Source organism: Massilia sp. Leaf139 (genome assembly GCF_001424165.1).
Lineage (GTDB): Bacteria > Pseudomonadota > Gammaproteobacteria > Burkholderiales > Burkholderiaceae_D > Telluria.
This window is the reverse complement of sequence record NZ_LMOJ01000025.1, coordinates 518,559-537,843: the sequence shown is the minus strand read 5'-3', so window position 1 is coordinate 537,843 and position 19,285 is coordinate 518,559. Positions and strand designations below refer to the sequence as shown.

Annotated in this window: 19 protein-coding genes; 7 read left to right on the top strand and 12 right to left on the bottom strand. The window is 66.8% G+C overall.

Features of this window, described 5'->3' with window-relative positions; translation table 11 throughout:
- The first annotated feature begins 3 nt into the window (after positions 1–3).
- Positions 4–2,334 (top strand): DNA topoisomerase IV subunit A, encoded by a 2,331-nt coding sequence (gene parC, locus ASF77_RS20205; RefSeq protein WP_056343569.1) that lies wholly within the window; start codon positions 4–6, stop codon positions 2,332–2,334.
- A 344-nt stretch (positions 2,335–2,678) separates the two neighbouring features.
- Here the strand turns inward: parC and ASF77_RS20200 are convergent, their stop codons facing one another.
- Together ASF77_RS20200 and ASF77_RS20195 are read right to left on the bottom strand one after the other, a co-directional pair.
- Positions 2,679–3,221, bottom strand: a complete 543-nt coding sequence (locus ASF77_RS20200; protein WP_056344209.1) for a hypothetical protein — start codon at positions 3,219–3,221, stop codon at positions 2,679–2,681.
- Positions 3,222–3,364: 143 nt separating this feature from the next.
- Positions 3,365–4,783, bottom strand: coding sequence for an IgA Peptidase M64 (locus ASF77_RS20195; RefSeq protein WP_056343566.1), 1,419 nt, complete (start codon positions 4,781–4,783; stop codon positions 3,365–3,367).
- 174 nt (positions 4,784–4,957) lie between these two features.
- Here ASF77_RS20195 and ASF77_RS20190 point away from each other — a divergent pair, with 174 nt between their 5' ends.
- Positions 4,958–5,668 (top strand): alpha/beta fold hydrolase, encoded by a 711-nt coding sequence (locus ASF77_RS20190; RefSeq protein ID WP_162244875.1) that lies wholly within the window; start codon positions 4,958–4,960, stop codon positions 5,666–5,668.
- A 147-nt stretch (positions 5,669–5,815) separates the two neighbouring features.
- Here ASF77_RS20190 and ASF77_RS20185 read toward each other — a convergent pair whose 3' ends face one another.
- The 3 genes from ASF77_RS20185 to ASF77_RS20175 all read right to left on the bottom strand — a co-directional run bounded on the left by ASF77_RS20185 (position 5,816) and on the right by ASF77_RS20175 (position 8,220).
- Positions 5,816–7,030 (bottom strand): cyanophycinase, encoded by a 1,215-nt coding sequence (locus ASF77_RS20185; protein WP_056343564.1) that lies wholly within the window; start codon positions 7,028–7,030, stop codon positions 5,816–5,818.
- Positions 7,031–7,099: 69 nt separating this feature from the next.
- Complete coding sequence (locus tag ASF77_RS20180) at positions 7,100–7,537, bottom strand: GNAT family N-acetyltransferase (protein WP_056343562.1); 438 nt, start codon at positions 7,535–7,537, stop codon at positions 7,100–7,102.
- Between the two features lie 77 nt (positions 7,538–7,614).
- Positions 7,615–8,220, bottom strand: a complete 606-nt coding sequence (locus ASF77_RS20175) for a hypothetical protein (protein WP_229445516.1) — start codon at positions 8,218–8,220, stop codon at positions 7,615–7,617.
- A gap of 146 nt (positions 8,221–8,366) precedes the next feature.
- On the opposite strand from ASF77_RS20175, the gene argH reads away from it, so the two are divergent.
- Positions 8,367–9,764 (top strand): argininosuccinate lyase, encoded by a 1,398-nt coding sequence (gene argH / locus ASF77_RS20170; RefSeq protein WP_056343559.1) that lies wholly within the window; start codon positions 8,367–8,369, stop codon positions 9,762–9,764.
- Positions 9,765–9,988: 224 nt separating this feature from the next.
- Here argH and rsgA read toward each other — a convergent pair whose 3' ends face one another.
- From rsgA to ASF77_RS20140, 6 genes are all read right to left on the bottom strand, one after another.
- Positions 9,989–11,047 carry a ribosome small subunit-dependent GTPase A gene (rsgA, locus tag ASF77_RS20165; protein ID WP_229445515.1) on the bottom strand — a complete coding sequence of 353 codons (1,059 nt, stop codon included), beginning with the start codon at positions 11,045–11,047 and terminating at the stop codon, positions 9,989–9,991.
- Positions 11,048–11,276: 229 nt separating this feature from the next.
- A complete protein-coding gene (locus tag ASF77_RS20160; protein WP_229445514.1) occupies positions 11,277–12,434 on the bottom strand; it encodes an ABC transporter permease in 1,158 nt (385 codons plus the stop codon).
- A 32-nt stretch (positions 12,435–12,466) separates the two neighbouring features.
- A complete protein-coding gene (locus ASF77_RS20155; RefSeq protein WP_056343554.1) occupies positions 12,467–13,201 on the bottom strand; it encodes an ATP-binding cassette domain-containing protein in 735 nt (244 codons plus the stop codon).
- A gap of 10 nt (positions 13,202–13,211) precedes the next feature.
- On the bottom strand, positions 13,212–14,636 hold the full coding sequence (locus ASF77_RS20150) for an alpha/beta fold hydrolase (protein WP_056343551.1): 1,425 nt from the start codon (positions 14,634–14,636) through the stop codon (positions 13,212–13,214).
- 41 nt (positions 14,637–14,677) lie between these two features.
- Positions 14,678–15,202 carry a DUF2812 domain-containing protein gene (locus tag ASF77_RS20145; protein ID WP_056343549.1) on the bottom strand — a complete coding sequence of 175 codons (525 nt, stop codon included), beginning with the start codon at positions 15,200–15,202 and terminating at the stop codon, positions 14,678–14,680.
- Positions 15,199–15,540: a PadR family transcriptional regulator gene (locus ASF77_RS20140; RefSeq protein WP_056343546.1), complete on the bottom strand. Its 342-nt coding sequence runs from the start codon at positions 15,538–15,540 to the stop codon at positions 15,199–15,201. Before ASF77_RS20140 ends, ASF77_RS20145 begins: the two co-directional genes overlap by 4 nt.
- Positions 15,541–15,739: 199 nt before the next feature.
- On the opposite strand from ASF77_RS20140, the gene ASF77_RS20135 reads away from it, so the two are divergent.
- The 4 genes from ASF77_RS20135 (at position 15,740) to ASF77_RS20120 (ending at position 18,683) form a co-directional block, all read left to right on the top strand.
- Positions 15,740–16,477, top strand: a complete 738-nt coding sequence (locus ASF77_RS20135) for a transporter substrate-binding domain-containing protein (RefSeq protein ID WP_056344201.1) — start codon at positions 15,740–15,742, stop codon at positions 16,475–16,477.
- Positions 16,478–16,591: 114 nt separating this feature from the next.
- Complete coding sequence (locus ASF77_RS20130; protein ID WP_307181851.1) at positions 16,592–17,695, top strand: PAS domain-containing protein; 1,104 nt, start codon at positions 16,592–16,594, stop codon at positions 17,693–17,695.
- A 68-nt stretch (positions 17,696–17,763) separates the two neighbouring features.
- The gene (locus ASF77_RS20125) at positions 17,764–17,991 is read left to right on the top strand and encodes a hypothetical protein (RefSeq protein WP_056343539.1); all 228 of its coding nucleotides are present in this window, start codon (positions 17,764–17,766) and stop codon (positions 17,989–17,991) included.
- Positions 17,992–17,999: 8 nt separating this feature from the next.
- Positions 18,000–18,683, top strand: a complete 684-nt coding sequence (locus tag ASF77_RS20120) for an HAD-IA family hydrolase (protein ID WP_056343537.1) — start codon at positions 18,000–18,002, stop codon at positions 18,681–18,683.
- A 59-nt stretch (positions 18,684–18,742) separates the two neighbouring features.
- Here the strand turns inward: ASF77_RS20120 and ASF77_RS20115 are convergent, their stop codons facing one another.
- A complete protein-coding gene (locus ASF77_RS20115) occupies positions 18,743–19,279 on the bottom strand; it encodes a cupin domain-containing protein (RefSeq protein WP_082493925.1) in 537 nt (178 codons plus the stop codon).
- Positions 19,280–19,285: the final 6 nt, after the last annotated feature.

Sequence of the window (19,285 nt, the reverse complement as noted above, 5' to 3'; positions counted from 1 at the left end):
ACCATGTCAACTCAAGCAAACCTTTTTGAACAAGCCGCCGCGCCTGTCGACGACGACGTCGAAACGCTGACTCTGTCGACCTTCGCCGAGCGCGCCTATCTCGACTACGCGGTCTCGGTCGTGAAAGGCCGCGCCCTGCCCGATGTGGCCGACGGCCAGAAGCCGGTGCAGCGCCGCATCCTGTACGCGATGAACGAACTCGGTCTCGGCCCGACCGCCAAGCCGCGCAAGTCGGCGGCCGTGGTCGGCGACGTGCTCGGTAAACTGCACCCGCACGGCGACCAGTCGGTGTACGATGCGCTGGTGCGCATGGCCCAGGACTTTTCGCTGCGCTATCCGCTCATCGACGGCCAGGGCAACTTCGGCTCGCGCGACGGCGACGGCGCCGCGGCGATGCGCTATACCGAAGCGCGCCTGACCCCGATCTCGCGCCTGCTGATGGACGAGATCGACATGGGCACGGTCGACTTCCAGCCGAACTACGACGGCTCCACGCTCGAGCCGCGCACGTTGCCGGCGCGCCTGCCGATGGTGCTGCTCAACGGCGCCTCCGGCATCGCCGTCGGCCTGGCTACCGAGATCCCGTCGCACAACCTGCGCGAAGTGGCCGACGCCACGGTCGCCATGATCCGCAACCCGAAGATCTCGAACGCCGAACTGATGACGCTGATGCCGGGCCCGGACTTCCCGGGCGGCGGCCAGATCATCACCCCGGCTTCCCAGATCGCCGACATGTACGCGACCGGCCGCGGCTCGATGAAGGTGCGCGCGCGCTGGAAGATCGAGGAACTGGCGCGCGGCCAGTGGCAGGCGGTGGTCACCGAACTGCCGCCGGGTACCTCGGCTGCCAAGGTGCAGCAGGAGATCGAGGAGATCACCAACCCAAAGGTCAAGCTGGGCAAGAAGACCCTCACGCCGGAACAGATCGCCCTCAAGCAGACGATCCTGAACTCGCTCGACACGATGCGCGACGAATCGGGCCGCGAGGCGCCGGTGCGCCTGGTGTTCGAGCCGAAATCGAAGAACCAGGATCAGAACGAATTCATGCTGCTGCTGCTGGCGCATACCTCGCTCGAGACCTCGGCGCCGATCAACCTGGTGATGATCGGCGGCGACGGCCGCCCGCGCCAGAAGGGCCTGAACGAGATCATCCAGGAGTGGATCGACTATCGATTTACAACCGTCAAACGCCGTACCGAGCATCGATTAGGCAAGGTCAACGACCGCATCCATATCCTGGAAGGCCGCGAGATCGTCCTGCTCAACATCGACAAGGTGATCGCCATCATCCGCAATTCGGACGAGCCTAAGGCGGCCCTGATCGCGGAATTCGGGCTGTCGGATCGCCAGGCCGAGGACATCCTCGAGATCCGCCTGCGCCAGCTGGCGCGCCTGGAAGCGATCAAGATCGAGCAGGAGCTGTCGCAGCTGCGCGGCGAGAAGGAAAAGCTGGAAGACATCCTGGCCAATCCATCGACCATGAAGCGCACCATCATCCGCGAGATCGAAGCGGACGCCAAGCAGTTCGGCGACGCGCGCCGTACCCTGATCGAGGAAGCGCAAAAAGCGGTTGCCGAGCAGAAGATCATCGACGAGCCGGTCACCGTGATCGTCTCCGAGAAGGGCTGGGTGCGCGCGCGTACCGGCATCGGCCACGATCCGGCGCAGTTTACCTTCAAGGCGGGCGACTCGCTGCTCTCCGCCTTCGAATGCCGCACGGTCGATGCGCTGGTCGGCATCGGCGACAACGGCAAATCCTACTCGGTGCCGGTGTCGGCGCTGCCCGGCGCGCGCGGCGACGGCGTGCCGATCACGACCCTGGTCGATTTGTCGGGCGGCATCCGCATCCTGCACTACTTCGCCGGCAATGCCGACACGCGCCTGCTGCTGGCCACCTCGAACGGCTTCGGTTTCATTTCCAAGGCGGGCGACATGGTCAGCCGTCTGAAGGGCGGCAAGTCCTTCATCACCCTGGACGACGGGGCCGTGCCGCTGCCGCCGCGCGTGGTGGCGGACAGTGCCGGCGCGATCGCCTGCCTGTCAGGCAACGGCCGGGTGCTGGTGTTCGGCATCGACGAGATGAAAGTGCTGACCAACGGCGGCCGCGGCGTGACGCTGATGGAACTCGATCCGAAAGAGCAGCTGCTGGCGGCGCAGCCGATCAGCCAGAAAGGCGTGAACGTGATCGGCACCTGGGCCGGCTCCAAGCCGCGCACGGTGGAGCTGTATGCATCGGGTCTGGAGCCGCATTTCGGGAAGCGGGCACGCAAGGGCAAGCCGCTGTCGCAGAAGCTGAAGGCGACGGATCTGGCGATGCGCGCGACCGGCGAGTAATCGTTTCGTTGTGATTGCGACGATGCCGGCGTGAGCCGGCATTGTTGTTTGTGCGGTATGGAGTGGGTGTGCGGCCGTGTCACGGTGCGTAACGCGGGCATGCCCGCCCTACGATGTGACGATGCCGGCGTGTGCCGGCATTGTTGCTTTCGCACTGTTAAATGGTGGTGGGGTATGCACACGTCCGTAACGCGGGCATGCCCGCCCTACGGTGCACGACGGTCGCGTAACGTAGGGCGGGCATGCCCGCGTACGTGCCGATGTGTACCTGGGCGCTCCCATCGGCCACGGACAAAAAAATGCCGGCTTCGCGCCGGCATTTTTCATTGGTACCCGCAGCCCGATTACTTCTTGGCGGCAGCCTTGTGCACGTCGGCCATCGCTTCGGCGCGCACTTGCTCGGTCTTGGCCGATGCGGTCGCCTTGTCGGCCGCCGCGTCGACCTGCACCTTCAGGGACTTCTCGTCGGCCTTGATCATGGCCTTCTCGGCCTTCAGGTTCGCTTCCGAGACTTTCTCTTCCGCCTTGGCGATCGCCTTGGCGCGGTCTTCCGGGTCGGCCTTGGTGACTTTTTCGGCGGCGTTCGCATGCGCTTTCACGGCCTTGGCATGGGCCTTGGCTTTCTTTTCCTGGGCGTCGGCGACGGCCTTGGCGGCTTTCTCGTCGGCCTTGGCGGCGGTCTTCATTTCCTTCGCTTCGGCCTTGGCCACGTCTTCCTCGGCGCGGGCTTCGGCCTTCACGATGGCCTTCGTGTTCGACGAGGTCGTGGTAGCCGGCGCGGTGGTGACCGCGGGCGTGGTCGTGGTGGTCGTGGTCGTGACGGCGGTTTGCGCATAGGCGCTGGTGGCGACGAAACCGGCGATCAGGGTGGCGAGCAGTTTGTTCATGATGTGTCCTTTCAAAGCTATGGTGGGTTGCGGGTTCTCTCCCGCCTGTTTAATCTTTTATTAACAACGCCCCCAGAATAGGCCCGCCCGAAGGACGGGTCTGTTCGCCATCACACAGACCGTCTTTGTACCGCCTCAAGCCGTCATTTCCGTACCGCCTGCCCCGCATACAGGTCGATGATGTCGACGATGCCGTCCTGGCACACGGGGCAGAACGCCTCGCTGCGGTCGAACATGATGCACTGCATCGCCGGCCGGTAATACCCTTTCGCTTCGTAGTTGGCGCCCTCGAAGGCGCCGATCGTGTGGCGGTGCGGCTGCTTCGCGAACAAGGCGCGGGTACGGGCCAGGTCTTCCCTGAACAGCGCATTCATTTCGCTCTCGGGCCGGTTCTCGGCGCGCAGCGCCGCGCGCCGCTTCTGGTAGGCGCGCGAGGCTTCCTCGTACTCGGCCTTGGGCCAGGGCGTCGGCAGCGGCGTGCCGGCCTTGACGTGCTTGGCCCATTTCAGCTTGCTCGGGTCGCGCAGCGCGGTGGCGTTCGGCTCCCACGGTTCCATGCGCGTGCTGCTGGCGGCATAGGCCACCGGCGAGGTGTAGTACTCGTCGGCCAGGCCGGCGAAGTGGTGGCCGAACTCGTGCACGAACAAATACGGCGCCCATTCGTTGCCCGCCGCCGCCGTGCTGAACTGGCCGAAGATGCCGCCGCCGCCATAGGTCTCGTTGTTTACCAGGATCTCGATGAACTCGTAGGGCGCATGCTGAGCGATCTCGCGCAGGGCGCGGTTGTCGAGCGTGAGCACATAGCGCTCGCTGCCGAAGATGTCGTAGCGCGTGCCCAGCCTGGAGGCGCGGTGCACGCCGGTCGACGGCCGCGACACGCCCGACTCCGCGGTCGGCACGGCCAGCGCCCAGACATTGAAATCGTTCGCGCGCTCTTTAAAGGGCGAAACCGTGAACAGGTGATCCGCCAGGCGGCGCGCGTCGGCCTCGAACTTCTTCATCTCGTTTGCGGTGTAGCCGTCGCCCAGCACCAGCAGATCCACCTTCTGCGGCGAGGGGCCGCTGACGCGGATCGGGATCGGCGCGGCCGGCGCCGGCGCCTGCTTGCGCATCACGTCGGGCGCGTCGGTATCGATCTCGACGCTCCAGGCGACCGAGAAGGCGTTGCGCTCGTCGCGCTTCAGGATGCGCACCCGCACCGGGCGGTCGGGCTTCGGAAAGCGCACCGATTCCTGGAAGCTGCGGCTGATCTTGTTGGCCTCGTCCGTCGTGCGCCATTCGCCGAAGATGGTGGAGAAGTCGCGCGAGTACAGCAGGTCGCCCGTCTGCGCGTCCGCCACCTCGACCCGGTTCTGGCCGCGGTTGGTGTTGTCCAGGTTTCTCGCCGTGTCTCCCGGCCAGGGCAAGGGCTCGATCAGCACCTGTTCCAGCGCGTAGGAATCAAGCAGGGCGTTGCCGCTGTGGGTGTAGTCGACGCGCACGGTGGCCGGTTGCGCGGCGTGGACGAGGCCGGCCAGGAGCACGAAGGCGGCGGCGCACAGCCGGGAAAGGAAGCGGAGCATGGGGTGTCCTCAGGATGGCGAATCCCGGCATTGTAATCCTGGCACGCCCCATTCCGGCCGATGCGGCTGCGTCTTCCGCTCGCCGTTCGTCGCAGCCGCTGTCGATCCGTCGTAAAGCGGGTGCGCACGAGAGTGCCGGCGCCGATGCTGGCGTTTTCTTCGACGGAGACGCCCATGTTCCAGCCCACCCCGATGTTGTCCTCCATCTTGCTGTCCACCTTCTGCCTGTGTGCGTCAGCATGCGCGGCCGCCTTTGCAGCTCCCCTCCCCTCCCCCGTCGTCGAGACAATCGAAGGGCGCCGGGTCGAATCGCTGACGATCCGCCATCCGGCCGCGAAAGAGGTGGTGGTGTTCGAGGGCGGCTCGCGCAACACGATCGACAAGTGGGGCACGGTGCTCGGGCAGCTCGGCAGCGAGGCCAGCGTGTTCGCCTATAACCGCCCCGGCTATGGCGACAGCGAACCGGCCACCACCCCGCGCGACGGCCGCACCATCGTCGAGGAACTGCGCCGCGTGCTGCGCCACAAGGGCTTGCAGCCGCCCTATGTGCTGGTCGGCCATTCGCTGGGCGGCCTGTACATGCAGCTCTTTGCCAGGGCTTATCCAGACGAGGTCAAGGGGCTGGTGCTGGTGGACGCGCTGTATCCGCGCATGGTCAGGAAAGCGTCGGAGTTTCCCTTCATGACGCGCCTGGCCGGGCAGCTGGCGTTTTCGCGTTCGGTCTGGCGCGAGATCGAGCAGATCGACGCCACCGGCGAGATGATCCTGGCCCTGCCCGCCATCGACGACAAACCGATCGTGCGTCTGGTGAACCAGCCGACCTCGAACACGGCGATCGCCGTCGACTTCGGCGCCTTCCGCATGGACGAGACGACGCGCAGCTAGGTGCGCGCCCTGTATCCGGCCGCGACGACGGTGGTGGCCGATTCCAGCCACCAGATGGCGCTGACTTCGCCGGAGGTCGTGACGGCGGCGATCCGGCGCGTGCTGGCGGCGTCGAACAAGCCCCAGTCTGCCGCGCGCTGAGGGAGTTCACTTGTATTGGTAGAGCGGCCGCTTCACCACGATCGGCCGGATATCGAGCCGCACGTTGTAGACCGAATAGGCCTCGGTCGTGGCCGACATGTAGCCGACGCTCTCGCCCGTGCGCGAGAACCTGAACTCGAAGCCGAGATCGGGCTGCACCGCGTGCGCGCTGTCGAGCGTGAGGCCGATGGCTTCGGGCTGGTCGCTGTCGATGAGTTTGCCCATCAGGTCGACCACCGTGCTGTTGCCGAGAATGTCGGCCGAAAACAGCGGTTCCCGATAATACGGCCGCGCCGGATCGAGGCGGCCGTCGGCCTTGTCCGGCGCCGGCGTAAAACTGTGGCTGGCGATATTGAAACGGTCGCCGTTGTCGAGATAACTCAGGCGCACGTTGCTGACGTTGAAGGTGCCCTGCTTCGCGTTCGCGCCCGACAGATCGACCACCAGCGCGCCCTTGTAGCCGAGCACCTCGACCTCGCGGTTCGGCCCCACCACCATCGCCGTGTTCTCGTCGATGCCCAGTCCCAGCTTGTAGCCCTTCTGCAGCATCGCCGGCAGCATGCGCGCGAAGCGGCCGCGCACCAGCAGGTGCTGGTCGACGAAGACGTCGTCGCCGATGAAACCCAGGCCCTGCGTGATTTCCTGGCCGTCCGTCAGGCCCAGCTTGAGGGTCGCGAGCACGGGTTTCGGATGGCCGAACATGGTGCTGCTCATGATGGCGGCGCCGGCGCTGGTGCCGGCGATCACACCGCCGCGGCGGTACATGTCCCACAGGGCGTCGAGCACGCGCGTATTGCTGCCGTCGGGGCGGCGCAGGGCGCGCGTGATGCGGGCCTGGTCGCCGCCGGCGAAATAGGCGCCGCCGGCGCCGCGCACGGCCTTGGCCAGTTCGGCATCGTCGGCCGCGACCTGGTAGTCGGTGCCGGTCAGGCGTACCGCGACCGGCACGAAAAAGGCGTTCGCGCCGTATTTGTTGAGGCGCTCGACGAGGGCGGCGCCGGCTTTTTCGGGATTGGCGGAGGCGGAGGCGAAGATGGCGATGCGGGCGCCCTTCCCGCCCGCGAGCTGGACGATGCGTTCCCAGACGGCGGCATTGTCGGGCCGCAGGGCGCCGCCGATGATGACGAGGGAACCTTTTGACGCAGGCAGGTCGGCAGCGGACGCCGGGGCGGCGGTCAACAGGGAAACGGCAAGCGCAACAGAACCAGCGACGGGCCACATATGGCGCTCCTTCTCAACACACTAAATCATAAGCCTGTGTCGAGAAGAAGTGCGCCATGTTGAGGTGTCTCAGGAGAGATAAATGTTCGGGAAGTAACGCTCCATCAGCGTTTCAGGATTGCGCGGCGTGGTGAAACCGAAGCGTTCATACAACCCTTGCGCGTCGTTGGTGGCGAGCGTGAAGCGGCGCAGGCGCTGCAGGCTCGGGTGGCGCAACACGGCGCCGACCAGTTGCTTGCCATAGCCGCGGCCGCGGTATTCCGGCAGCACGAACACGTCGACCAGGTTGGCGAAGGTGGCGAAGTCGGTGATCACGCGGGCGAAGCCGATCTGGCGGCCGTCGAGATAGGCCCCGAAGCACAGGGAATTCTCGATGGCGCGCTCGACGAGCGGGCGCGAGATCCCGACCGCCCAGCTCGACTGCTCGCTGAGAAAACGGTAGATCATCGGGATGTCGAGCCGCGACTGGTCGGTGCTGACCTCGAAGCTGGAATCGTTGGTAGTCATCTGCCTGGCCACTCTGGCTAAAAAATGAATTCTAGCGCCGTTTGCACAAACGACAAGTTCGATTCACCGGGGCTTTATCAAGGCTTCGCGGGTGCGTCCATGCGGCCTTGCAGATAGCGTTCCGGCAGCGCAAGTCCGGCGTCCTCGGCACGCCAGACGAGGTTGGCGATCCACCAGCGCTTGCCGTCGAAGGCCAGCTGGATGCTGTTGATGCCGCGCATGAAAGGCTTCGGATCGTTCGGCGAGCGCAGCGCTTCATAGGTGCTGAACACGTGCACCAGCTGGCCGAAGGCATCGGTCGTACGGGCGATTTCGCGCTCGAAGAATCCGCTGGTGTTGAAGACGCTCATGTTGCGGCTGATGTAATCCTCGACCGTCATCGCGCGCAGCCCGAAGCCGCCTTCGCGCGCTGGCTGGATCACCATCAGCCGCGCATCCGGCGCGAACAGCGCACGCATCCGGTTCCAGTTGCGCGGCGCCCCGGCCGGCCCGGAGATGACCTCGTACAGGGCCGCGATCGTGCTGTCGACCGAAGCGCCGTCGGCTTCCTTTGCCACCGCGGGATGGGCCGGCGCCGTATGCACTGGCTGCTGCGGTTGCTGCAGCGGCTGCTGGGCCGCGATCGCCGCGCCCGCGCACGCCGCCATGGCGGCGCCAAGGCCAAGCCTGAGCCATCGTTTCATCGTCTTCTCCTTCGGTGACAAGTGTTAGCAGTTGAATAATCGTCTATTTTAGCCGCCCTGTCATTCAGCGACGGCGCCGACGACGCAGTGGACGGGCGTTTATAATCGAAAGAATCCCACCCGCATCCCACCCGAATCCATCCGCCATGAACGAACAATTCTCAAAAAAAGCCGAAGCCTGGTCGGCGCGCTTCTCCGAACCCGTATCCGATCTCGTCAAACGCTATACGGCCTCGGTCTTCTTCGACAAGCGCCTGGCGATGTTCGACATCCAGGGCTCGCTCGCGCATGCCGAGATGCTGGCCGCGCAAGGCATCATCAGCGCCGCCGACCGCGCCGAGATCGAGCGCGGCATGGCGCAGATCCGGAGCGAGATCGAGGCCGGCAGCTTCGAGTGGCTGCTCGACCTGGAAGACGTGCACCTGAATATCGAAAAGCGCCTGACCGAACTGGTGGGCGACGCCGGCAAGCGCCTGCACACGGGCCGTTCGCGCAACGACCAGGTCGCCACCGACATCCGTTTATATGTGCGCGCGGCGATCGACGACGTCGTTGCGCTGCTCAAGCAGCTGCGCAGGGCGCTGACGGATCTGGCCGAGCGCCACTTCGACACCATCATGCCGGGCTTCACCCACCTGCAGGTCGCGCAGCCGATCACTTTCGGCCACCACATGCTGGCCTATGTCGAAATGTTCGGGCGCGATGCCGAGCGCATGCTGGATGCGCGCCGCCGCGTGAACCGCCTGCCGCTGGGCGCGGCCGCCCTGGCCGGCACCACCTTCCCGATCGACCGCCTGCGCGTGGCGCAGACGCTCGGCTTCGAGGATGTCTGCCACAATTCGCTCGACGCCGTCTCCGACCGCGATTTCGCGATCGAATTCACGGCGGCAGCATCGCTCATCATGATGCACGTCTCGCGCATGTCGGAAGAACTGGTCATGTGGATGAGCCCACGGGTCGGCTTCATCGACATCGCCGACCGCTTCTGCACCGGCTCGTCGATCATGCCGCAAAAGAAAAACCCGGACGTGCCGGAACTCGCGCGCGGCAAGACCGGCCGCGTGTATGGCCACCTCGCTTCCCTGCTGACCCTGATGAAAGGCCAGCCGCTGGCCTACAACAAGGATAACCAGGAAGACAAGGAACCGCTGTTCGACACCGTCGACACCGTGCTCGACACGCTGCGCATCTTTACGGACATGGCCGGCGGCATCACGGTGCAAGCCGAGAACATGCGCGCCGCCGCGCTGCAGGGCTATGCCACCGCCACCGACCTGGCCGACTACCTGGTCAAGAAGGGCCTGCCCTTCCGCGACGCCCACGAAGCCGTGGCCCACGCGGTGCGCGCCTGCGACGGGGCCGGCGTCGACCTGTCGGAGATGTCGCTCGCCACCTTGCAAGGCTTCTCGCCGCTGATCGAGGACGACGTCTTCGCCGTGCTGACGCTGGAAGGATCGGTTGCCGCGCGCGACCACGTTGGCGGCACCGCGCCGAACCAGGTGCGCAAGGCGATCGAACGCGTGCGCGGGCAACTGGCGGGGTAAGGCTGCCTAATGGGCGGCTTTCGATTTATCGTTGGCCGCCGTGTAACGTAATAACGTAGGGTGGAGTCCTGACTCCACGCGTTCACGACCTGAACCATGGAACCGTGTCCTCACGACCTGCGTCATGGCTAACCATAGCTCTGAACAGAGGCAGCGAACGCGTGGAGTCGGGGACTCCACCCTACGTTACACATCTGTCAACAGTAGAGCAGTTACTAGCCCTTCTATCCTCCCCGTTTATCGCGCCCGCGCTGCTTCGCGGCCTTCATCAACACCTTCCACTTCCCCCGATCCGCAATCCGCTCCAGCGCCGTCTGTTCGCTGCGGCGCGCTTCGCGCAGCAGCTTGCGGTAGTTGCGCAGGCGATCCGCGTCCACGATCCCGCGCACGGCGCAGCCGGGTTCGCCCTCGTGGCCGCAGTCGCGGAACTGGCAGCTTGCCGCCAGCGCGGCGATGTCGTCGAAGGAGAGCGCCAGTTCGTGCTCGTCCGCGTCGGGCTGCCAGGCGCGCAGGCCCGGCGTGTCGATGATGCAGGCGCCACCTGGGCAGCGGTGCAGCGAGCGCGCCGTGGTGGTGTGGCGGCCGTGGTCGTCGCCCTGGCGCGTGCCGCCGGTCGCCTGCGCGCTGCCGCTGAGCGCATTCGTCAGCGTCGACTTGCCCACGCCCGATGAGCCCAGCAGCACCAGCGTCTGGCCCGCGCCCAGCCAGGGCGCCAGGGGACCGGTGTCAAGCTGCCCGGCCGGATGCAGGGCCACGGCCGGCACGTCGGCGGGAATGCGCTCGCGCAAGCGGACGATCTTGTCCGCGGCGTCGCTGCCGATGTCGGACTTGGTCAGCACCATCACCGGCGCCACCCCGCAGGCGCGCACCAGCGCGATGTAGCGCTCCATGCGGCGCGGATTGAAGTCCTGGTCGAGGCCCATCAGCAGCAGGGCCGTATCGACGTTGCTGACCAGGATCTGGCGGCCTGCCGGGGTGCGGCGCGTCAGCCGGGTGAGCGGTTCCAGCACCGTGTCGACCCAGTGTTCGCCGCCATGCGGGCGGGCCAGTACCCAGTCGCCGACGGCAACCGGCATGCTGTGGCGCAGGTGGCGTGCGCCGAAGGCGGCGCTGCCGTCGTCCAGGTTCATCCAGTCGCGCTGGACTTCGGTGACGCGCGCGAGGCGCTGCGGCGGCGACATGGCCGCGAGTTGAGAAACGAAATGCTGCTTGAAGCCGATCCCGTGCAGGGTCGGAAAATCGATGTCGATCATGACGATGTGGTTCCAGTTCGATGCGCGCAAGGCGTGCGCGGGCGGCTGCGGCGCATGTGGCGTGCGCAGCGAGGTCGAAGCGTGGAAGGTCGGCGCTAACGCGCCCGCGGCATCGTCAGATGGCGGAACGGGTCAGGCGGCCGACCGGAAGGCGGTATCAGGCTGGTGCATGTGTCGTCTCCCCGTGGCATGTGAATGAAGGCCCATTCTGGCCGGGCCTGGCCATCCGGTCAAGGGCCGCGCGGCGGCCCCTGCCAGCTCAGATGCCCATCACGTATTGCTCGCTGCGCATCCGGCGCGCGGCGAACTCCACCGCGGCCCAGGCCAGCAGCAGCGGCAGCAGGCAGGTCAGCAGGTAGGGCAGCAGGCCGAGCGCCTGCCCTGCCGCGATCGACTGGAACATGGTCTGGTTCGACAGCACCGGCACCGCATACATCCAGGTGTCGACCCGCAGATCCAGGACGGGGATGACGATCATCGGCAGCATCGGCAGCATGGTCAGCATGGCGGCGCTGGCCTGCGCTTCCTTGAAGGTCTTCGAATTCATCGCCATCGCCACCTGCAGCGCGCCCACGAACAGGCACAGCGGCAGCGCGGCCAGGATCACGGCCAGCAGCATCGGCAGGCCGACGCGCCAGGACAGGCCGATCTCTTCCAGCGGCAGCACCGACAGCACGCCGTGCGCGACGACCAGCTCGAGCGCCAGGCCGATCGCCGCCAGCGCGGACGCCGCCAGCCACTTGCCCATGATGAGTTCACGTGCGCGCATCGGCTGCGCCATCAGCACTTCGAGCGAGCGCCGTTCGCGTTCGCCGGCGGTGCTGTCGATCGCCATCGACAAGCCGAAAATGAAGACCGGTATGAAGAACATCCCGAGGAAGCCGCCGATGCGCTTGCCCGCGCCGGCGCCGTCGCCTGTGTCATAACGCTCCAGGCGCAGTGGCGACAGGACGACCGCCGAGACGCCATGGGCGGCCAGGCGCGCGCCGGCGATGTTGTTGGCGTAGTCGCGCAGGATCGTTTCCACCTCGAGCCGCTGTTCGCTCTTCGCGGCCGAGGAATCGAACCACAGCTCGAGCGGCGCCGGGCGGATGTCGGCGTAATAGGCGGCGAATTCCGGCGCCAGCCTGAGCACGCCCACGACCTTCTTCTCGCGCAGCAGCGCCTTGATCCCGGCATCGTCCATCGGGCCGTGCTCGCTCACCTTGACGCTCTTTTCGCGCAGGCGCGCCAGCAGGTTCGGCGCCTGCGCGCCGCCGATGACGGCGAGCTCGATGCCGGCCTTCTCGGTGCGGGTGCCGCGTTCGATGCTGGTGTGCAGGAAGAAGCCGACCAGGGCCGGATACAGCAGGGTCAGCATCAGCAGCATGCTCAGGGTACGCTTGTCGCGCAGCGCCTCGAGCAATTCCTTTTTCATGATAACGATCCACAATGGCGTCATTCCCGATTTCATGCTGCGATCCCCTCTTCCGTGCCGACCAGGTGGACAAAGGCGTCCTCCAGGCTGGCGATTCCCGTTTGCCTGCACAGTTCCTGCGGCGAGCCCTGCGCCACGGTCTGCCCCTTGGCGATGACGATCACGTCGTCGCACAGCTGCGTCACTTCCTGCATCACGTGGGTGGCGAGGATGATGCAGCAGCCCTCGGCGCGCAGCGCCGCCAGCGCGCGCCGCAGCGCCCGCGTGCTCATCACGTCCAGGCCGCGCGTGGGCTCGTCGAGCAGCAGGTTGCGCGGCCGGTGCAGCAGCGTTCTCGCCAGCGCCACCTTGATGCGCTGCCCCTGCGAAAAGCCCTTGCAGGGACGCTCCAGGATGTCTTCCAGGCCCAGCAATTCGGTCACTTCGTCGGTGCGGTGCCCGATCTCCGCCAGACCCATGCCGTTGAGCTGGCCGAAGTAGCGCAGGTATTCGCGCGTGCTCAGGCGTTCGTAGAGGCCGAACTGGTCGGTCAGCAGGCCGATGCTGCGGCGCGCGCCGAGCGGGTCGCGGGCAGGGTCGACGCCGTCGATGGCGACCGTGCCACGGTCGCGCTGCAGCAGTCCGACCAGGGTGCGGATCAGGGTGGTCTTGCCGGCGCCGTTCGGGCCCAGCAGCGCGGTGGCGCGGCCGTCGGCGGCGGTAAAACTCACGCCGGCCAGTGCTTGCACCTGGCCGAAGCGTTTATGGATGTCTGCAACTTCGATCATGGCCTGCCTTTCAGGGATGGGTGCCGGCGTGGCCGAGCTGGAATGCGGGGATGGCGATCTCGCCCAGGCAGCGGCTGTCGAGCGCCGCCTCCGGCCGGTCGAGGAATTCGCGCAGCAGGCGCGGCGCGCAGCCGAGCGGCGAGACGCCGTGGCCGGCATGGCGCACGACCAGGTGCTGCGCCTTCGGCATGGTGCGGGCGGCGCTGGCGGCGCCGGACGGCGGCGTCACCGGGTCGAGCGCGCCCGACAGCAGCAAGGCCGGCGCCGCGATCGGCGTCGTGAGCGGCGCGGCGGCGGCCGGCACCTTCGCCAGCGGGCAGAGCGCGGCGAGGCGGCCGGCATGGCCGCGCAGGAAGGAGCCGCGCTCGTCGGCATCGCGCAGGGACGGCGTCAGGCGCGGGATGTCTTCCGCGCACACGACCGCCATGTACAGGGGCATGGCCAGATAGCCTTCCGGCGACAGGTCGGTGCCCGTAAAGCCGCGTGCGATGAACGGGCCCCAGTTGCCCTGGTAGGCACTGTGGATCAGGTAAGGCAGGCGCTGGCTCGTCTGCGGCGCATACAGGCTGTTGTGGATCGTGTAGACGAAGCGCAGGTTCGACAGCGCCTCCCGGGTCGGCTGTGCCGTGCGCGGATGGGCGAAGTCGAGGGTCACGCCGCCGGCGTTCACGCGCGCCAGCAGGGTCTCGAACTCGGCGCGCAGCGCGGGGAAAGCACGCGCACAAGCCGGATCGGCGGCGCAGCGCTCAAACACGCCGTCGAGGGCGCGCCGGGCGTTGTCGGCGCTGGCCGGAATCACGCGCTCGGGGGCGGCCACGCCGTCGAGGATCAGGGTGCGCACGCTGGCCGGATAGCTGCGCGCATAGTGCTGCCCGAGGCGGGTGCCGTAGGAACCGCCGAACACGTTGACCTTGCCGTAGCCCAGCGCCAGGCGCACGCGTTCGATGTCGTGCGCGGCGTTCGCGGTGGTGTAGAGGGCGAGCGGATGGGGCAGCGTGCCGAGGCAGCGGGCGAACGCGGTGCGCATGGCGGCTTCGTCCGCCGCCTCGTCGATCGGACTCCCGGGGCAGCGCAGCTTGCCCGACAGGCCGGTGCCGCGCTGGTCGATAAAGACGATGTCGCGGGTGGCGCGCACCCGCTGGAACACGGTGGCATGCATGCCCGCCAGGCTCGATCCCGCCTCGCCCGGCCCGCCGGCCAGCACGAACAGCGGATCGGCGCTGGCCGCCGGGCGGAAGGCCGGCGCAACGGTCACGTGAATCTTGAGCTGGGCGCCGCCTGGCTGCTGCGGGTCGAGCGGCACCGCGACAGCGTGGCAGCGCAGGGCCTCCTTGCTGCCCGGCAGATGGCATTCGCGCCCGGCGCTGGCCGCCTGCGCCCAGGCCGGGACGTAAAACATCAGGGCGAGCACCGCCCATGAAATCCGAAATTTCATTTTTTAACTCCTTGGAGAAGGTGAAAGGGGTGCCTGGCGGCCTACGGCGTTCGGTTACGCAGCCGGCGTATGCGCAGCACCAGGCGCACCACCGGATACAAATTGAAGAACACCACCGCCAGCATCAGGGCAATGTCGGCGGGCGAGTCCCACAGGGTCGCGCCGCGCCTGAACAACGCAAGGAAAAAGATCAGCCAGACCAGGGCGAACAGCCACAGCAGGCGCTGGTACTTGCGGATGTGCGATTCGGTATCGGTGAAGATCTCGGTCGGCCGGCCGGCCCGTGCCGGCGCGCGCCAGAACTGCCAGCCCAGGTAGTAATCGACCCGCTCCCAGCCGGCGTCGGCGAACAGCTGGACGTAATCAGGCGCGACGCGCTTCGTCTGGAAATCGAGGCGGTAGGCCATCTCGGCCGGCGCGCCGCGCTTGAAGACGAAGCGGCAGCGCACCCACTGCACCTTGTGCAGGTGCAGGCCCTGGCGCGCCATGTCTTCGAGCCAGCGTTCGAGCGCATGGTCGGCGTCGTCCCAATAAAACCTGAGTTTGCTGACGAATTGGTCGCTCATGCTGCTTCTGCCTTCTTCAAAGTGGAAACGAACTGGGCGCCATTGCGCACCATGATCTGCAAACGGCGCACCTGCTCGGCCAGCACCTCGCGGCCGCTTGCGGTGAGCGCATAGGACTTGCGGCGCGCCTCTTCCCTGACCATCGCGATCAGGCCCTGCTTCTCCAGCGTGGAAAAGGCGCCATACAGGGTGCCCGGGCCGATGAGCACCGTGCCCGCGCTGATCGCCTCGACCTTCTGCATGACCGAATAGCCGTGCAGGGGCTCCTCGAGGGCGACCAGGATGTAATAGGTCGCCTCGGACAAGGGAAGGTATTTCGAGTAATCCGTTACTGCCATGCCGCGCTCCTGACGCTTTACATTGAAACCCGATATACCTAGGCTCGATACATTGAGTTACGATATATCGGGTTACGACATAGTAGCAGTGCGAAATGTTTTGTCAACAAGAAAAAGCCGACTCACGCCGGACAATGTGCGGACGAGCCCATGGGTGGAAGTCGATTACACTTGGTTAATCAATTCGCCATCGACCGCCATGCTCCCGACTGCCGCCCTCCGCTCCGCCTTCACACCCACCGGCACCCTGCGCGCCGCCATCAACCTGGGTAATCCCATCCTGGCCCAGCGCGATGCGGCGGGCGCCGCAGCCGGCGTCTCGGTCGACCTGGCGGCAGGGCTTGCCCGCCTGCTGGGCGTGGAACTGGAACTGGTGGTCGTGGACACCGCCGCCAGGTCGGTCGAAGTCGTGGCCGGCGGCGAGGCCGACGTCGGCTTCTTCGCCATCGACCCGCTGCGCGGCGAGCACATTGCGTTTACGGATGCCTATGTCCTGATCGAAGGCTGCTACCTGGTGCGCGAGGATTCGCCGATCCGCGCCAACGACGAGGTCGACGCCGGGGCGCACCGCGTCGTGGTCGGCCAGGGCAGCGCCTACGACCTGTACCTGAGCCGCAGTTTGCAGCACGCGCGGATCGTGCGCGCACCGAGCTCGCCCGCGGTGGTCGCCACCTTCGTCGCGGAAGATGCCGACGTCGCAGCCGGCGTCAGGCAGCAGCTGGAAGCCGATGCGCGGCGCCTGGGCGGCCTGCGCCTGCTGGACGGGCGCTTCATGGTGATCCGGCAGGCGATGGGCGTGCCGAAAAGCCGCGGGCCGGAGGCAGCCGCCTTCCTCGCCGGCTTCGTCGAAGAGATGAAAGCAAACGGTGTTGTCGCCGCGGCGCTGGCGCGGCACCGGATCGAAGGGGCCTCGGTGGCGCCGCCGGCCGGCGCCTGAACCGGTACACATTGCGCGCGACGGCCTGCTATCCGTTCTCGTAGCATGCAATCTGGTGTATTCAGGTGACCGTGCAATGCCTACCGACTTCCCTCGCCCGACGCTTTCGCGTTCCTGCTGTCCGTCGCCGGCGCCAGCAACTCCTCGATCGTGATCGTCGATGCCGTCCAACCCGACACCCCCATCGTCTTCGTCAACCCTTCCTTCGAGAAGATGACGGGCTATGCGCTGCAGGAGGTGCTCGGCCGGAACTGCCGTTTCCTGCAGGGCGAGGATCGCGACCAGCCCGGCCGGGCGGTGATTCGCGCGGCGCTACGCGATGGCGCCGCCTGCGAATGCGTGCTGCGCAACTACCGCAAATCCGGCGCCATGTTCTGGAACAAGCTCTACTTTTTCCCGATCCGGCGCGCCGGCGGCGACATCAGCCATTTCGTCGGCGTCCAGCACGACGTGACGCTAGAACGGGAACTGCTCGCGGATCTCGAACGCACGGCAAGCGAACGCGCCCGTCTCATCGGGGAACTCGAGCTGCAGCGGCGCCAGCTGGAACAGCTGTCGCGCGACCTGCTCACGGTGCAGGAAAACGAACGCAAGGCCCTGGCGCGCGAGCTGCACGACGAACTCGGGCAGCGCATGACGGTGCTGAACCTCCTGCTGCACCGCACGCTTCCCCATCTGGAGGCGGAAGAAGGACGCGCGCTGTGGACGAAGGCGGAGCAGGAACTGGGCGGCCTGATCGAACTGGTGCGCGGCATGTCGGCCTCGCTGCGCCCGCCCGGCCTGGACTTCTTCGGACTGGAACCGACGATCCGCCAGTTGCTGGCGCGCCAGTTCGAAGGCGGCCCGGCCTGGATCTTCGAGTATGCCGGCCTGCCGCAACGGCTGGCGCCGGCGGTCGAGATCGGCGTGTTCCGCATCGTCCAGGAAAGCGTGACCAACATCGTGCGCCATGCGGATGCGCGCCATGTGGTCGTGGAAATCAACGGCGGCGCCGACGGCAGCGAACTCGAGCTGGTGGTGCGCGACGACGGCGCCGGTTTCGATGCCGCCAACTGGCGCGAGCGCGCCGCTCGCGCGGGGCGTACCGGCCTGGCCGGCATGGGCGAGCGTATCCAGCTGCTCGGCGGCCAGTTCCAGGTCGACAGCACACCTGGCCAGGGCACGCGCATCGCGGCGACCCTGCGCCTGCAACCGGCGCCGCCAGGCCAGCACGGTTGAAACCGGCACAGAGCGCCAGCCCTTGCCCCTATACACTTGCTTCATTAATCAAATTTGCGGGGAACGCGATGCAACGCTACAAGAACCTGAGCGGCGAATCCGGCGTCGTCGCCTACGAGATCGGCGACCGCGCGATCACGATCCGTTTCATGAACGGCGACCGCTATCTCTACACCGACCAGAGCGCCGGCGCCGAAAACATCGCCGAGATGCAGCGGCTGGCGACGCTGGGCAGCGGCCTGTCGACTTTCATCAGCCAGATCGTCCGCGAGCGCTACGCGCGCAAGCTCGATTGAGGCGCGCCATGACTGCTTCCACGTCTACTTCCACGGCGCTGCCCGACCGCGCCTTTGCCGCCTTCCTGTTCGACATGGACGGCACCATCCTCACCTCGATCCGCTCCGCCGAGCGGGTGTGGACGGCCTGGGCGACGCGCCACCAGCTCGACGGCGAGACCTTCCTGCCGACCCTGCACGGCAAGCGCACCCACGACACCATCCGCCAGCTCGGCCTGCCCGGCGTCGATCCGATCGCGGAAGCGGCCTGGATCACGGCGGCCGAGATCGAGGACGTCGCCGACATCGAGGCCATCCAGGGCGCGGCCGATTTCCTCGCCAGCCTGCCGCCGGAGCGCTGGGGCATCGTCACCTCGGCGCCGCGCGCGCTGGCGCAGGCGCGTCTTGCGGCCGCCGGCCTGCCGTCGCACCGCCTGCTGGTGGCGGCCGAAGATGTCGAGCGCGGCAAGCCGGCGCCCGATCCCTTTCTGCTGGGCGCGCGCAAGCTGGGGGTCGAGCCGGCCGATTGCCTGGTGTTCGAGGATACCCAAACGGGGCTGCGCGCCGCGGCGGCAGCCGGGATGGAGGCCATCGTGGTGACGGTGACGCATACGCATCCGATGGAAACGGATGTAGTGAGCGTGCTCGATTATGCGGATTTGCGGGTGAAACTTAGCGCGGAGGGCTTGTTGCAAATCACCCGCGTAAAGTAGGGGTAATCGGGGCCAATGGCCCCGATTACGGGTTTACCGGGCATGCCCACGTTACGGAACTACTCGTGCCGATACACCCGCTGGTCCAGCGTCTGCTCTTCCGTCGGCGGCTGGGGCACCGGCGTAGCAGCTCCCTCCCGTTTCGGATACGGCGTCCCATCCTTGTGCGTGTAGCTGTCGGTCGCGCCGTCGTACATCAGGTCGATGTCCGGATAGGTCGCCTTGTCCTCGGGCACGTTCGGCCCCACCGCCAGGAACAGCGCATTGCCCCAGCTGCGGTTGACCAGGTGGTGGCCGTTCGGCCGCCCGGCCGGGAAGGCGGCATAGTCGCCGGCGCGCATCAGGGTCTCGCCCTCGTCGGTTACCAGGGTCAGTTCGCCCGACACGACCATGACGAACTCGTCTTCATGGGTGTGCCAGTGGCGCTGCGACGAGGCCGCGCCCGGCTTCAGTTCGACCAGGTTGACGCCGAATTGCGTCAAGCCGCCGGCCGCGCCCAGCGCCTGGCGGCTGCGTCCGTTGACGATGTCGGCGAACGGTTCCGGATAGCCGGTGCCGGTCAGCACGGGGATACTGCTCAAATCTAACCGCGACATACTCGT

Bases quoted from the DNA above. Each gene is read 5' to 3' on its own strand.
- parC (WP_056343569.1), top strand. From the start codon at position 4: ATGTCAACTCAAGCAAACCTTTTTGAACAAGCCGCCGCGCCTGTCGAC.
- ASF77_RS20200 (WP_056344209.1), bottom strand. From the start codon at position 3,221: ATGAACAAACTGCTCGCCACCCTGATCGCCGGTTTCGTCGCCACCAGC.
- ASF77_RS20195 (WP_056343566.1), bottom strand. From the start codon at position 4,783: ATGCTCCGCTTCCTTTCCCGGCTGTGCGCCGCCGCCTTCGTGCTCCTG.
- ASF77_RS20190 (WP_162244875.1), top strand. From the start codon at position 4,958: ATGTTCCAGCCCACCCCGATGTTGTCCTCCATCTTGCTGTCCACCTTC.
- ASF77_RS20185 (WP_056343564.1), bottom strand. From the start codon at position 7,030: ATGTGGCCCGTCGCTGGTTCTGTTGCGCTTGCCGTTTCCCTGTTGACC.
- ASF77_RS20180 (WP_056343562.1), bottom strand. From the start codon at position 7,537: ATGACTACCAACGATTCCAGCTTCGAGGTCAGCACCGACCAGTCGCGG.
- ASF77_RS20175 (WP_229445516.1), bottom strand. From the start codon at position 8,220: ATGAAACGATGGCTCAGGCTTGGCCTTGGCGCCGCCATGGCGGCGTGC.
- argH (WP_056343559.1), top strand. From the start codon at position 8,367: ATGAACGAACAATTCTCAAAAAAAGCCGAAGCCTGGTCGGCGCGCTTC.
- ASF77_RS20160 (WP_229445514.1), bottom strand. From the start codon at position 12,434: ATGAAAAAGGAATTGCTCGAGGCGCTGCGCGACAAGCGTACCCTGAGC.
- ASF77_RS20155 (WP_056343554.1), bottom strand. From the start codon at position 13,201: ATGATCGAAGTTGCAGACATCCATAAACGCTTCGGCCAGGTGCAAGCA.
- ASF77_RS20150 (WP_056343551.1), bottom strand. From the start codon at position 14,636: ATGAAATTTCGGATTTCATGGGCGGTGCTCGCCCTGATGTTTTACGTC.
- ASF77_RS20145 (WP_056343549.1), bottom strand. From the start codon at position 15,202: ATGAGCGACCAATTCGTCAGCAAACTCAGGTTTTATTGGGACGACGCC.
- ASF77_RS20140 (WP_056343546.1), bottom strand. From the start codon at position 15,540: ATGGCAGTAACGGATTACTCGAAATACCTTCCCTTGTCCGAGGCGACC.
- ASF77_RS20135 (WP_056344201.1), top strand. From the start codon at position 15,740: ATGCTCCCGACTGCCGCCCTCCGCTCCGCCTTCACACCCACCGGCACC.
- ASF77_RS20125 (WP_056343539.1), top strand. From the start codon at position 17,764: ATGCAACGCTACAAGAACCTGAGCGGCGAATCCGGCGTCGTCGCCTAC.
- ASF77_RS20120 (WP_056343537.1), top strand. From the start codon at position 18,000: ATGACTGCTTCCACGTCTACTTCCACGGCGCTGCCCGACCGCGCCTTT.
- ASF77_RS20115 (WP_082493925.1), bottom strand. From the start codon at position 19,279: ATGTCGCGGTTAGATTTGAGCAGTATCCCCGTGCTGACCGGCACCGGC.